The sequence below is a fragment of the Geomesophilobacter sediminis genome (genome assembly GCF_016458275.1).
GTDB lineage: Bacteria > Desulfobacterota > Desulfuromonadia > Geobacterales > Geobacteraceae > Geomesophilobacter > Geomesophilobacter sediminis.
In genome coordinates, this window is the sequence record NZ_JAEMHM010000033.1 from 1 (window position 1) to 13,754 (window position 13,754).

The following is a 13,754-nucleotide window of genomic DNA, read 5'->3' on the forward strand; positions in this document are numbered from 1 at the left end:
ACACTGGCCATCGGCTCCCTCCTGTCGAGTGGGTTCTAACCGAAATTGGCCATTTACACAAAGGATTTTACAGGCCCCGGATGGAAAAGGGAGAGCCGATACCTGAGACGCCGGTTTGACATGTAAACGGGAATTCTCTACTTGGATAGCGCGTTCTGATGTAGGGGACCAGGTTCCTTTGTTATGGGAGGAGGCGCACGTGACAAGTGAACGGGCACCCCTTACTTGGGTAACGCGTTCATGCGCCGTGGGAACAGGCTTCTTTGTTAATGGAGGAGGCGCACGTGATAGGTGAACAGGCATCCCTTATTTGGGTAGCGCGTTCACGCGTCATGGGAACAGGATCCTTTGTTAATGGAGGAGGCTCACGTGACATGGGAACGGGCACCCCTTACTTGGGAACGCGTTCACGCGTCATGGGAACAGGCTCCTTTGTTAATGGAGGAGGCGCACGTGACAGGGGAACCGGCACCCCTTACTTGGGAACGCGTTCACGCGTCATGGGAACAGGCTTCTTTGTTAATGGAGGAGGCGCACGTGACATGGGAACGGGCACCCCTTTCTTGGTAACGCGTTCATGCGTCGTGGGAACAGGCTTCTTTGTTAATAGAGGAGGCACACGTGACATGCGTGCGGGGACGGATGAGGGGATCATCCGGCACGGCGCCAAGCTCCTCTTTGCGTACTCCGCGGCAACGGTGCCCAAGATCTCGGTGATCATGCGCAAAGCTTACCTTGACCATGACGGGAAGAAATATCTGATCGACGTGGAGGTCGAAGAGGGTGAGGAAGTGAGGACTCCGGGACTGTTTCCGGAACTGGTCTCCACGCTTCAGGCGCATCCGGCGTCGGTTGCGCCTCCGGTGCCCGCCGTGCCGCAGGGAGCCGTCTCGGGAGACGGAAAGAGCTGCCGGGCCCCGATAGCGGGAGTGGTCTGCCGGATCGTGGCCCAGGTCGGGCAGCGGTTGGAGGTGAACGACCTGCTGGTGGTGTTGGAGGCGATGAAGATGGAGACCAACATCACGGCCCATGTGGCGGGGAAGATCGGGAAGATCCTGGTGTCGGTCGGGGAGGCGGTGCAGCCCGGCCAGGCGCTGGCGGAAATGGGTTAGCGACTTCCCTCGGTAGACCGCAAGAAAAGACCCGCCTCGGCAGCATCCGGCGGGTCTTTTTTTGACTCAACTCAAGGTAAATCTCCCTCGCCTGGCATATAGTGGGGACCGCTGCAGCTTACGTCGCACCTGCGGAGGGTCCCGTGCCACATCCCACCATGAGCAAGATCACCTTTTTCGAGTTGGCAGCCGCCATGTTGACCTTTGTCTTCTCCGTGGCGGTCGTCGCTTCCTTACCCGCGTTTCAGGCTACCCTGGCGCCCAATCCGGTCCAACTCCTGCTCGGCTTCACGTTCGGCACCTTCCTGACCATGATCTGCGGCACCGGCGGACAACTGGTCTACGCCGTTACCGCCCGACATCGGGTCGAGCCGGAGCGACGCGCCGTCTGGCTCCCTCCCCTTGGCGCGCTGGCTACCTTCTTCGTGTTGGCCGTTCTCGGCTTCGTTTGGGTGATGAACCAGACCATCGGCGCCGGGAGCTTCTTTGGGATCGGGTCGCTGGTCGGTGCCATCCTGGCTGAAACCGGCATCATCCGCATCGGCAAGAAGAAATGCATCGTCGCCCCCAATCCCGCCATCGCCGAGTTCGCCTCGATGCGGATCTACCTCGGAGACCCGCAGCAGGTCAAGCAACCCCATGTCATTGCGGAAACCGACGGGATAAAAGTGACGTATTCCCTGGGGGGTGAGGTGGTCGAAGGGTCGATACCTCATGAGAACAAAATCCTTCTTGAGGCGTGGCTCGAACTGAGGGGAAAAGAGCTCCTGAAGAACTGGAGGTTACTGGAGGCGGGACAAAAAACGTTCAAGATTGCCGGGTTGGAATAGCGACTCGGGCAAGCCCTGCTCCCACCTTGATCAAAGGGGGAATTGCCGGACTTTTCGAAAACAGCGGCGGCTCGCCACAACGTAAAACGCGTCAGCACCCAGGCTCTTGGGGTTCCGTAAACCCTTCTGATCACTTCCATTTCTAATGGCGACCGCAATGCATGTCGTCAACCTATTCCGTCCTGGACCGTTCCAATGGGACGGGGGGGCGAAGGAGATGCGGTTTTGGGAGCACCGTCCCCGCGGGGTCGACCTCGCCCTTCCCCCCTCCCGGCGGGACCATCAAGAGCCGGAAGAGCACGGAAATCGGGCACTTTGGTGACAGATGCACAATATTTTCAACCTCTCTTTCGGAAAGTTAAGGTAAGATCGTTGTCAAATGAGAACGGACGGGTACCATAACTCATGGATTCGAGCCGCCTGTAGCACCAATCACATGCAAAGGAGCTCTGATGAAAACAACCATCGCAGCAGCAGTAATCATCATCAACGCCTGCGCCGCCTCCGCGTACGCCGGTTTCAACGTCAACGTCGACATCGGGGTACCGGTACAGCCCGCACCTGCCCCGGTGATCGTGGCACCGCCTCCGCCGCCCCCCGCCCCGGTTTATCAGGCGCCGCCCGAGATCGTCTTCGAAACCGCCCCCCGTTTCATCTACTCCCCGACGCTCGGTTTCTACGTCTCGGTGGAATCCCCGTATGACGTCATGTACATCGGGGACCGCTATTACGTCTTCAATGGCGGCTACTGGTACGCCTCGCCATACTACAACGGGCCGTGGGTGGTCGTGAAGAAACGGATGCTTCCCCCGGGGCTGAGACGCCACCGGTACGAAGAGATTCGCCGCTATCGTGACGTCGAATACCGGACCTTCGTGCGGGACCGCGACCGCTACCGCGGCAAATGGTATGCACCGCCGGAGCACCGCCGTGAAGAGCGGCGCGAGCACATCCGTGAGGAGAAGCGCGAACACCGCGAAGAGCGCCGGGAACAGGAGCACGAGCGTCACGAGGAGCATCGGGATTGGCGCTAGGCTTGGTCACCGCTCTCTTCAGATGCAGCAAACGGAAAGGGGCTCCGGAAAACGGAGCCCCTTTTTCAATGCAAAAGGTGGGATGGGCGCATCATGCTGTGCCCCTACCGGTGGGTGGCAACGTCTTCCCCGAGCCCCGAGCCGGGCGGCAAGGCTATTTACCGGCTTTCGGCCCGTCCCCCCTCTGTGCTATAAGCGAAGAAAAGCGTTAAGCCCGTAGGTTACGGAGAAGACCATGAAATTGCCCGCGCTGCCGTTGTCCCTGCTTCTTCTCACTGCTTTGCTTCCGCTATCCGCCACCGGGGCGGAATACCAGCTGCGCAAGCCCCTGAGCTCGCTCAAGGGGGGAAGTTACTATACCAGCAAGGTCGTCGGTGACGGCGTCGTGCAGTTGACCGAGTGCCGGCCGTTTCAGGGAGATACCCTGGGCAAGCGGAAAGGAGCCTTTCACTGCGCCCCGGATCGCACCGGCTTCCGCTGCACGTCGGATGGCACGCTCGACGTCATCTTCGTCTTCCAAAACCGCCGCGACTGCACCGCGGACCGCAAACACAACCTGGAGACCGAGGCCCAGGAATAGGGGCGGCGGTTGCGGACCACCGAAAGCACTCTGACGGTGCCGAGGCGGCTGCGCAAGGCCAGGCAAAATACCGCTGCGGCTCCCACGAAGTTGCCGAAACTCACCGCGGTGAAGACCGGGTCCTGCACGATGAGCGCGGCGTAGAGGGTGGAAACGACCGAGCCGAGGCTCCAGCCGCCGAAGGTCACCAGGGAAAGCGATCGGGCGTGGTCGCGGCTTTGGAGCGCCTTGGCGATCTGCGGCAGGTAAAGCAGAATCCCGGCAAAGCCGTTCACGACATAAAGGGATTTGATGGTAACCAGGTAGCTCACGTTCCCCTCCCGGGACTGACATGGAAACAGATCGAGATTTCCCCGGCGAGTACCAGGGTCACCGTTCAATGTAGCAGAGCTTTCCCCACCTGTATGTGAGACAGGTCACTGCCAGGCAGTCGAGGAAGTACCTGATGGAACGCGGGACGCGGGCAGGTTAAACCTGCTTTACTTTCATTCCGAGACTTTGCTATATTCGATGCACCATCCCTACTGCCAAAGTGTCCGCAGCACCGCACACGTAAACGCCGGACCATATAGATAAACGACAATACTAAACCATCCGCGAGGGTGGGACGGAAAGCCCACAGGGTCTCTAGCAGACAGCCGGGATGCCGAAATATCATATTTTCGGCATCCCTTTTTTTATGGTCCCAGCTGTCCGTTAAACGCCGCGAGGAGGCTCGTATGTCGGCACCCCAACAGCCAGGTGTATCCAGCAAAGGCGCAGGACCCGAGCCCAGGCCCCTTGCCGCGGGAGGAGGAACCACCCCGGCCTTCGTGGCCCGGGAACGGGACGCGGCGGTTCGGCAGGTCCGCGAGCTGATGGCGGCAAGGAGCCGCAGCGAGGAACAACTACAGCTGATCCGGGTGGAAGCGGCCGCGGTGACCGCCCAGCGCGACGCGGCCCTGGTATGCATAGAGAACCTGATGCAGGAAGCGACCGCCCTGGCCGAGGATCTGAAGGAGAGCCAGGCGGATGCGGTGGAGCTGAAGCAGGAGCGGGACCAGCTGCTGGCCAAGGTGGTGGAGCTGTCCCAGCAAATCGCACAATACCAGGAGCGCCGGGTCGTCGAGCCCGAGCCGAGCCGCCCTGCGGCCGCCATCTTGAACCCGCAGACCGGGGACACCCTTCGTTATGCCGACTTCGCCAGCACGGTCGCCCTGAGCGCCTTTTCGGCCGCCGACGAGTTCGACAGCCTCGGGGAGCATCTGGCCCCCCCGAGCACCGATTATTTCCACACGGCCGCCGACGAGTTCTTCGCCAAGGTGGGGGATGAAGCGGAGGAGCCGGCCCTGTTCCTGTTGCAAAAGGGAGTTCCGGCCATCGAGTACGAGGCCGTCGACGACGTCCTGGAGTTGCACCACTCGGTCAACTTTGCCTATCTGTCGGCGGAGGGGAAGGAACAGGAGAGCTGCCAGGGGTACGTCTGCTGCGTGAAACGGCAGGGAACGGTTCAGGTCTTCGCCGCTCTTTGCGGCATTCACAGCGGCAAGACCTGGGTCTATGGCCCCGAGCACCAGGGGACCGACGACGCCTCCTGCACCAAGCTGTTGCGGGACGCGCTGAAGTTTGCCGAAGAGGTGGGTTTTCTGATGGAGCGGGTCCTTCCCGGCCCCAAGCCGCCGCAGCAGCGGGCGGCGATTGCCCGGTGTCCGGTGTTGAAACCGGTGGCCGGCCCCCGGGGGACGCTGCCGGCCCCCCAGGACCGTGTTTGAATCAGGAACGCTTGTAGAGAAAATCGTTCCACCTGGCGCCGGGATGCTGCAACGGCTTCTGGCTCCTGCGGATCGGGTCCTCCCCGATGCGCACCCAGCCGTCGGTGCGACGGAAGGCGGTGATCTTGTTTTCCTTGATCAGGTAATCAAGCACGTACGACGGAACGACGGCCTCATCACCGTTGGCAAATATTACGGTAATTCCCATACCCTTTACCTCGAAGAGCCCCTTCACCCCCAACAAACTGCATATAAAATCAATATCTTACAGTAAAAGACTACGCTACTAAGCCGGCAATTCTCAAGCGATTTATTCGTGATAGCTTTCTGCCGAGCCGTCGGTGAGCGTGGTACCAGGTATAAATTACGCGAGCTACGGGAAGGATCGTTGGTGAAACGGGGGGGCGGGGAAGAGCGCGGGGAAGAGCCCCCCTCCTGTGGCAGCGAGGGGGGCTTTCAGGCGAGGTCAGGGGAAGACGGTTCCGAAGTGGCAGGCGCTGCAAGGGGGACCACTTAACAAAACGCCTTGCAGTTGCGCGCCGTGACAGACGACGTTGCGGCAGGTCTGGGTGTTGCCGTGGGTTAGCACGAACTGAGCGTGGAGGGGTGGGGTTGCCGCCAGGTCCTGGGCGGTGCTGGTCCAGGGATGGACGTGGAACGCCCCGCCGATGTGACAACTGGTGCAGGAAGGTCCGCTCGCGGCAACCCCTTGCAGATTCGTACCGTGGCAGAAGGCATTGGCACAGGCTGCGGCGCCATGCTGGTTGACGTAGGTGGCATGCCGGGCGTACACGAGGTTGTCCCAGTCAAGCGGGTGGACGTGAATCTGGTCGCCGAGGTGGCACTGAGTGCACGCCACCTTCGAGATTCCACCGGAAAAATCGTCCCCGTGACATGGCTGGCAGGTGTTGATGTGCGACAGGGCCGGGGACACGTGTCCTGCCGGCAGCCACCCGGCCGGGTGCGCCCCGGACTCAGGGTCCAGGTCCGACTGCGAGCTGGCATCTCCACACCCACCCAAGGAAAGGATGCAACCGAACATGAGTGCCACCAGAGCCCACGCCGGAGACGTTTTATTTATCTGTGACATGATCGGCACCTCTCGTTGTTTTGTCGTCCGTGGCATTTCACGCAGTAGGCAGGATTGATCCTCCCGTCGATTTTGTGCTGATTGATGTAGTCGCCACGGTGCGGGAGGTTCCTTTCCGGCTCGTCCTTATACTTGTCGCTGGGCTTGATCTCCTCCTTGTGCGCATGACAATCGGCACAGAAAGCTTCCTGATGGCAGACGTTACAGGCCTTGGATTGCTCGTCAGCGAAGAAACGGTGCTTGTTGTAGAAATCGGCGGCGCGGTGGTTCCAAAGCGCCCAGCGGTCGGTATGGCACTCGCCGCAATCGACGAGACCCTTCACCTCCTCGGGGTGCACCCGAGCCAGGCTTTGGGTGTGGGCGCATGCGTACAGCATCGACAGGAGCACGGTAACCAGCAGTCCTAGACAGATGTTTTTCACTTTGCCCTCCCTTCCGTACCTGCTTTCACATCGAATGCATAGGTCAGTTTGATCAGTCCCTGCAGCTGGTTTTCGTAATCGGGGCCGCGCATATATTCGACATCGGCGGTTGCCCGCAGCCGCGGAGAGAACTGGTATCCGACGGCACCGGAGATGGAGAAGCTGTTGCTCACGTCGTTGATGTCATGGTCGTAGAGGACGTCGAAGAGATCCACGGTCACGTCGACTTTCCCCCACCTCCGTGAGGCCCAGATGCGGAATTCGTCGTAACTGAGTCGTTCCGCCCCGCCGTCCATACGGTGAATCTGCAGTCCGGCGGAGTAGGTGCCGGGGGTGTAGGTCAGGTTGGCGCCGAAATAGTGCGCGTCCCCCTGCACCTTATAGTCGAAATGGCGGTAGTCGGCGACCAGATCGAGGTTCTTTCTCAGCGTGTAACCTACGCTTGCGCCGAGCATGAATAGTTCCTCGTTGGGGTTGAGAATCCCGTTGTTGGCGCCGGCGGCGCTGGTTCCGGCACCGAAATTGAGGGCGTTATTGACACTCAACGCCGGCGTCGTCACCCCGTCCAGGTAATGGCGGTAGTTGATCGCGGAGAGGTCGGCACTGACCCTGAAGTCGTGCAACGGAGCCAGCGAGAGGTGATAGGTGTTTTCCATCCACCCGGAGGTCCTGGAGCTGTAGGAGGAAATCCCGGTGATATCCACCTGCTTGACCGGATGGAGCCAGACGTCGATCCCCTCCCTCTCCAGGACATCGGCGCCGTCGTCGACCTGGCTGGTCTTGACGGCGCTCACCCCGATGGTGTACAGGCCGGGGAGGCTGTGGGCGATCCTCCCGCCGTAGATGACGTCGCCTCCAGCCAAGGCGTTGGGTTCGGTTACGACGGGGCGCCCGGCAAAGGCCGAGGCCATGAAGCCGGCGGCGAGATCACTGCGCCAATAGGCGCCGTCGATCCGCTCGCTCGCTACCCCCTCGGTGACCCAGACCCGCCCCAGGTTGGCGACCAGGTTGTTTCGGTCCCCGCGGTAGCTCAGATAGCCGTACTGGAGGTCGCCGTTGGTGTGGTCTTCGGTCGTTCGGTCGGCGAGGTCGACGCGCCCCCACCCACCCATGTTGAACGAGACGACCCCGCCGGTGACCTGTTGAACCGTTGAGAGATGAAGGTACTCGTAGAGCGGGTACAGGTCGCGGTCTCTGGTTTCCCTGAGGCGAAAGATGGTGTCCGAACTGGCGGAAATCACGGCAGCGTCTGACGCGCCGGGACCTGCGAACAGAATCAGCGCTGCCGCGACGGCACCGCACCCCCTTCTCACCCGGACGGATAACGGATTTCCCGATCTGCTAATGGCATGGGTTCTCAAAACGTCCCTCCTTTCTAGAACGTCACAATTTTCGCCCCCCTCCTCAGCTGCTCGACGTACTTCTGATGGGCCTCCACGAGCTTCAGATCCCTCAGCCCATTCATGATGACCCCGGATATCGCCTCAAACTCCGTCTTTTCCGTGCTTTTCCGCGCTTCGTAGAGCTTCACCAACTGGAACCCGGCTACGTTGTTTCCCAAAATGCCGGACACTTCCCCCGGTTTGAGCCGGTAAAGCGGCGCTACGAAATCGATGGGGAGGTCGCGCCACCGGACGTACCCCAGGTCCCAGGAACGACTCTCAGCCCCTCCCTTTCCCTTGGCTTGGGCACGGGCCAGATCCTCGAATGAGGCGCCCGCGGCCAGCTTTTTCACGGCCGCGGCAGCCTGTTCCTTTTCGCCGTAGCGGATCAGTCCCAGATGGAGCTCCGTCCGGATCTTCTCCCGATTGCGGTCGAAATATTCACGGGCCTCCGGCATCCGGACCTCAACTTTGGCCGCGATCTGCGTGTCGAAGACCCGACGAGCCATTTCGGAGCGCATCTGCCGGGCGAGGTTCTGTCGGTGTTCCAGCGAGTCCTTCAGGGTGCCGTGACCACTGGCTTCGAGGCGGGCCAGTTGCTTCCGGTAAGAAGGATCATGATCGAGCCCGATCCTCTTTCCCTCCTGGTAGAAGAGCTCCTCGGTGATCACGTAGTCCAGGTCCTTCTTCTTTTCCATCTTGATGTGGCCCGGTACCAACTCCCCGGTCTCCAAGTCCTTTTGGGTGATGGCGATGTCGTTCACCTGGGCCAGCACCCGGTCCGCCCCGCCGGGCTTGTTGCATCCGGCAAGGCAGATCAAGGCCAGGAAAGCTACGACGGCAGTTACGGCGGTGCGTTTTCTTCTTTCTGACATGTCTCCCTCCTTTGGGAATAACAGCGGGGAGAAAGCCGGAGGAGTCATTACTCCTCCGGCTCCCGCTCCCGTAATCGCAGTAGCTGTGCTAGAAGGTGCTGACCCGGATGAAGGTCTCCTGGGCCACGTCGTTCTCGAAGCGCGGATTGTGGACCCCCATACTCGAGTCATTGGTCAACAGGGCGGCGTTCCAGATCGCCTCGTAAAGCAGCCCTATCACGCCGTTGGTATACGTCGTCCCCTTGTAGGTCACCCCCCTGAGGTAGGTCGCGATCGAGACCGCGCCAGAGGTGTTGGCAGCTCCGTTGCTGGAGCCGGTCACGGTGACGGTCGGGGAGAAGGTCAGCGCCACGGTGACGGTCGCCGCGTCCTGCGACGGCATGTGCCCGGTCCCGGTGAGGCTTGCCGTCTTGATGAAGTAGATCTTGCTGGCGATTGCGGTAACCAGCGCGTTCAACTGGGCTTGGAAGGCATCCTGGATCTGGCCGCCGGAGAACTGGTGGCAGTTGGCGCAGATGTTAGCGGTGTCCAGGTTGACGGCAAAGAAGTGGTTGGTGCCGAGCCGCGCCGGGTCGAGATCGTTGGGGGCGGGCATCAGCTCCATGTGGCAGTTCACACAGGTGTCGGCTATCAGAGAGTGCGAAGAGCGGACCCCCTGGACGAAATAAGCGTTGCGTCCCATCAGCACGTCGCCTTGGGCGGCGTCGTGCGGCGTCTGGTAGCTGGACGGCCTGATCTTGAGGGTGGACAGATTGGTACTGAGTTGGTCAAAAACGGGGTTCCCCGTCTCGTGCAGCTGCGGGTTGCCGGCTCCCGCGACCGGTTCGCCGTTGCGGCTGTTGTGGCAGACGATGCAGAGCGCGCCCTTGCCGACGCCGGAGGCCTGGAAGCCCGCCGGAAGCAGCGGCGTGGTGCCGACCCAGGTCGTCCCGTAGGTCGGGTCGTACCCGGCCAGGCCGACGATGCTTCCTGTCAGCCCGGACTTGGTGCCCGGGTTGTGCGGTCCGTGGCAGGTAACGCAGACCTGTGGTTGTACCGTGTCCAGATTGACCGCGGTAAGCACCGGATCGTTGAGATTGGTCGAGGTCAAGGTCCGGCTGGCATTCCCCCCTTGGAGCTGACGGTTAAACCTGCCGAACGCCTGCCCGGTATGGCAGCCGCCGCAGCTGGGGTTGATGCTCCCGAGGCTGGTTGCATTGGAACCGGTGATCCCTTCGAACATGGCGGTCTCGAAGTCGCCGTGGCCGCTTTCGCGCCACTGCTGCCACTTGCCGTGCCGGGTCGGTTCGCCGTGGCAGACGCCGCAGACGTCGGAGGACCAGCTCACCCGCGCGAAGAAGTCGTTGTTGGTGGCCGGCGCCGGGTTGGTCGACGGCGTGCCGGTGGGGTTGCCGGTAGTGGTATGGCCCGGGGAGTTGTTGGGCCCGTGACAGTTTTCGCACTGAATCTGCATCAAGGACGCGGTGCGCGGATAGGTGCGGACCGTGGTCGTCCAGGCGTTGGGCCCCTTGGGGACGGCAGCGTTGCCGTTGGGCAGGATGAACCCTTCCGCCCGCCCGACTTGGAGGAAGCCATTGGCCTTGATCGCGGTGGAATACTGCTGGAATCCTACGGTATGACAGGGACCGCACCCGATCGGGGTCCAATGCCCGTTCGGGTCGGTGAGATTCTGCAGTGTCGGTCCGCCGGGGAGGTTGGCGGTCAGCCCGGAGACGATGTGGGCATGGCCGGAATGATTCCAGGCGTTGGTGAACTTGCCGCGCTGCGACTCACCGGACTGATAGTGGCACGGGCAGCCGGTGATTCCCGCATTGGCACCGGCGGCGTTCGGATCGGCGGTCGGATCGCCGTTGGGATCGAGGCCGGTGATCGCCCCCTGCCAAGTGCCGGCATAGATCGTGAGGGTCTGCCCCGAAACGGTCTCGGTTACCGTGTAGGTCCCGACGACGTCGGGGGTGAAGTCGGGATATCTGGTCGTGGGATCGTTGAGAACCGCAGCCGAGGTCCCGCCACCCGGGGGTGCCGTGTAGGTAAGGGTCCAATTCCAGCTTGTCTGCAGAGCCGGATTGGCGGTGGAGCTGAACTGGTTGGTGGTGTACTTCTTGCCTTGGAGGAGGACCGGCTGGCCGATCGGAACGTTTCGGGTACTGGTCTGCGGCACGAAGAACGACTTGAGGTTGATGGTAGTCGGTGCCGTAACGACGTCGCCGTGACTCGTGGTCATGGTCACGGTGACACCGACCGACAGCCCGTGGCTCACCGCCTGGTTGGTGAGTCCCAGCACCTGGGTGCGGTTCAGCGAGGAGAAGAGCGCGAATCCGGTGTTCGGGTCGACGCTCTTGCGCGGAGCCTCGAAAGCGGCCAGCGCCTGCTTGAACGCGGTCCGGTTGGGGAGGGTGACGGTCGGGGCCGCGGTGCTCACGTTGGTGAAGGTTACCGGCGGACCTGAGGTTTGCACGAAGTGGAAGGTGGTGGTGCTGGTAGTGTGATTGAAGATCGCCGGAAGTGCGGTCAGTTGAACGATCTGCCCTGGCGCCGCATTGTTGACGGGGGCGACACTCACGGTGGCATTGCTGACCGGGACGAGACTTACGTCGTGCGTCGTGGTTTGGCCGGCGGTCACCGCGGCGGTGAAGGTCTGGCTGGTGTAGTTGGCCGCGGAAACGGTGACGCTGTAGACCGTGAGCGGAAGAGAGGCCGAGTAGTGGCCGGTGCTGTCGGTACTGATCGTGCCGACCCCTTCAATGGTCGGACTGAGCGAGATCGTCGCACCGGCAACCGGCGTGTTGGTGAGACTGTTGGTCACCGTCCCGGCGAGAACCCCGGTGCTGATGCCGGCAGCGCCTCGGTCCCCCTTGTCCCCCTCGCAGCCGACTAGAAGGAGCAGGGCTGAAAGTGCCGCGCAACACAACTGGATAAAACGGATGAAGACACGGTGCTTTTGCATGAATTACCCCCTTTTTCTTCTGATGTTGACGTCCCCGAGCATCAACTGCGAAAGAGTGCGCATCCCCCTCTGCACCACCAAGTGAACCTGGTTCGGCTCCGGAAGAGCGCGGTACCCCAACGGTTCGCTACAATCCCTGCGGAAACCAGCCACCAAATTAATTAAGTTTAATTTTCAAGGAAGTTGTTTTTTTAGCATCCTTTAAAAAAATGGCAAGATGCCGGGCCTATTTTCGAGGTAGAAAATTTGGTGGCCGGTGCGTCTTCGTTGGGGAAATGGTGGGGGGAAAGGGATTTGGGAGGCGAAGGGGACTGGAAAATCCAGATCGGCCGTTATCCTGCCAGCAACTCTGACCAGGGCTACCGCCCCCGCTCGGCCCCGCCCTCAAGACGATCTGCCGAAGGTGTATCCGGTCCTGGGAGCCTTCTCAGCCCCGCGCTTTGTTGGCATCTTCCCGCAATACCCACCTGCGGCCTGCGAAAAACGGGCGGATCCCTTGCCATGGGGAAGGTCAACTGCTACATCTTGCATGATTATTTTTTCCCAATCCAGATTACCCAACGTTAGGTAGGACATTAGTTCGGCGGGAGCCGCTCCCACAGGATCTTTCAATGCAAGGAGGATTTCCGGATGCGTACCCTCATATCCGTCTTCGCCGCGGCCCTGCTCGTGGTCGGCTCCGGATGCAACAACAAGCCGCACGACGCAGAAGTCCTCGCTCGGGTCAACGGCATCGACCTGACCCGGACCGACGTGTCGTTTCGTCCCGACGATCCGCACCTAAAGCCACCGGAGCAGTACGGGGCGAAGACCATCGACGACATCATCAACGAAGAGCTCCTCAGCCAGAAGGCGGTGCAGCTGGGGCTGGACGCGGACAACAGCTACAGCGTGAAAAAGAACATGCTGGACCAGATGGCTCCCGAGGACCGCAGGCGTGAGCTGGCCAAGCGGGTTTTCAACACCCAGATTGCCGCCCAGATCAGCGTTCTGCCGAGCGAGGTGCGCACTTTCTACGACAGTCACCGGAAGGAAATCGAAACGGAGCTGCACCTGGAACTGCTGAAGTTCGACAAAAAGGAAAAGGCGGCCCAGGCCTTGGGAAGGATCAAGAAGGGAGCGAATTTTTCGTCGGTAGCCCTTGAGTATGGCGCCGACGGCCCGCAACACGGCAAGAGTCCCTGGGACCTCGGCTTTTTACGCTGGGAAGAGATTCCCATTGATTTTGCGGCTGCCATCTACCGGCTCTGCCCGGGGCAGACCACCAGCATCCTGGGGAACCACCGGACCGGCTTTCAGATCGTAAGGCTCGTCGAGACGCGGAAAGGACCCCGGCGGGATTTCGGGTCAGTCTCGGCGAACGTGGCCAACCGTCTCCGCGACCAGAAGTTGCTTGAGGCGTACCTGCGTTACGTGAACGCGCTTCGGGAAAAAGCAAGGATCGAGATCTTTTAGCATGGAGGGACAGTCTGGAAAAGCTATGACACGAGGGAGGGGGTTAGCGTCCTGCGGAAAAGAGGTTCTTTTAAGAAAATCGCCCACTCCCCGCTCTTGGAAGAGTCGCGCACGGCGCGCGGCTTGCGAGGGCACCGTGAGGGGCGGGGAAACGGAAACGACCTTTCTATCCAATTGCAGCGTCGGCTCAACAGTTTTTTTCAGGATGAGCCCGGATAAACCAGGGGTGCCGCGTGGGCCTCAGGGGTGATCCCCAACGGCACCCGGAAAGCTCAG

Annotated in this window: 12 protein-coding genes and 1 riboswitch; of the genes, 5 read left to right on the plus strand and 7 right to left on the minus strand. The window is 61.1% G+C overall.

Features of this window, described 5'->3' with window-relative positions:
* Positions 1-626 precede the first annotated feature (626 nt).
* The 3 genes from JFN93_RS24665 (at position 627) to JFN93_RS24675 (ending at position 2,976) form a co-directional block, all read left to right on the plus strand.
* Positions 627-1,112: an acetyl-CoA carboxylase biotin carboxyl carrier protein subunit gene (locus JFN93_RS24665; protein ID WP_236021955.1), complete on the plus strand. Its 486-nt coding sequence runs from the start codon at positions 627-629 to the stop codon at positions 1,110-1,112.
* Positions 1,113-1,255: 143 nt separating this feature from the next.
* A complete protein-coding gene (locus JFN93_RS25990) occupies positions 1,256-1,942 on the plus strand; it encodes a DUF4160 domain-containing protein (protein WP_199387053.1) in 687 nt (228 codons plus the stop codon).
* A gap of 452 nt (positions 1,943-2,394) precedes the next feature.
* The gene (locus tag JFN93_RS24675) at positions 2,395-2,976 is read left to right on the plus strand and encodes a YXWGXW repeat-containing protein (RefSeq protein WP_199387054.1); all 582 of its coding nucleotides are present in this window, start codon (positions 2,395-2,397) and stop codon (positions 2,974-2,976) included.
* Between the two features lie 447 nt (positions 2,977-3,423).
* Here JFN93_RS24675 and JFN93_RS24680 read toward each other — a convergent pair whose 3' ends face one another.
* Entirely contained in the window at positions 3,424-3,867 is a 444-nt protein-coding gene (locus JFN93_RS24680) for a PQ-loop domain-containing transporter (RefSeq protein ID WP_199387055.1), read from the minus strand.
* A gap of 263 nt (positions 3,868-4,130) precedes the next feature.
* Positions 4,131-4,207, plus strand: a riboswitch (cyclic di-GMP riboswitch).
* Between the two features lie 68 nt (positions 4,208-4,275).
* Here JFN93_RS24680 and JFN93_RS24685 point away from each other — a divergent pair.
* On the plus strand, positions 4,276-5,307 hold the full coding sequence (locus JFN93_RS24685; protein WP_199387056.1) for a coiled-coil domain-containing protein: 1,032 nt from the start codon (positions 4,276-4,278) through the stop codon (positions 5,305-5,307).
* A 1-nt stretch (position 5,308) separates the two neighbouring features.
* Here the strand turns inward: JFN93_RS24685 and JFN93_RS24690 are convergent, their stop codons facing one another.
* From JFN93_RS24690 to JFN93_RS24715, 6 genes are all read right to left on the minus strand, one after another.
* The gene (locus tag JFN93_RS24690) at positions 5,309-5,515 is read right to left on the minus strand and encodes a GSU3473 family protein (RefSeq protein ID WP_199387057.1); all 207 of its coding nucleotides are present in this window, start codon (positions 5,513-5,515) and stop codon (positions 5,309-5,311) included.
* A gap of 258 nt (positions 5,516-5,773) precedes the next feature.
* A complete protein-coding gene (locus tag JFN93_RS24695) occupies positions 5,774-6,397 on the minus strand; it encodes a hypothetical protein (protein ID WP_199387058.1) in 624 nt (207 codons plus the stop codon).
* The gene (locus JFN93_RS24700; RefSeq protein ID WP_199387059.1) at positions 6,385-6,819 is read right to left on the minus strand and encodes a cytochrome C; all 435 of its coding nucleotides are present in this window, start codon (positions 6,817-6,819) and stop codon (positions 6,385-6,387) included. Before JFN93_RS24700 ends, JFN93_RS24695 begins: the two co-directional genes overlap by 13 nt.
* Positions 6,816-8,060 carry a hypothetical protein gene (locus JFN93_RS24705; protein WP_199387060.1) on the minus strand — a complete coding sequence of 415 codons (1,245 nt, stop codon included), beginning with the start codon at positions 8,058-8,060 and terminating at the stop codon, positions 6,816-6,818. The genes JFN93_RS24700 and JFN93_RS24705 overlap by 4 nt, the downstream gene beginning before the upstream one ends.
* Before the next feature lie 134 nt (positions 8,061-8,194).
* Positions 8,195-9,076 carry a peptidylprolyl isomerase gene (locus JFN93_RS24710; RefSeq protein ID WP_199387061.1) on the minus strand — a complete coding sequence of 294 codons (882 nt, stop codon included), beginning with the start codon at positions 9,074-9,076 and terminating at the stop codon, positions 8,195-8,197.
* Between the two features lie 88 nt (positions 9,077-9,164).
* A complete protein-coding gene (locus JFN93_RS24715) occupies positions 9,165-12,023 on the minus strand; it encodes a carboxypeptidase-like regulatory domain-containing protein (RefSeq protein ID WP_199387062.1) in 2,859 nt (952 codons plus the stop codon).
* Positions 12,024-12,653: 630 nt separating this feature from the next.
* Here JFN93_RS24715 and JFN93_RS24720 point away from each other — a divergent pair.
* A complete protein-coding gene (locus JFN93_RS24720; protein ID WP_199387063.1) occupies positions 12,654-13,478 on the plus strand; it encodes a peptidylprolyl isomerase in 825 nt (274 codons plus the stop codon).
* Positions 13,479-13,754 lie beyond the last annotated feature (276 nt).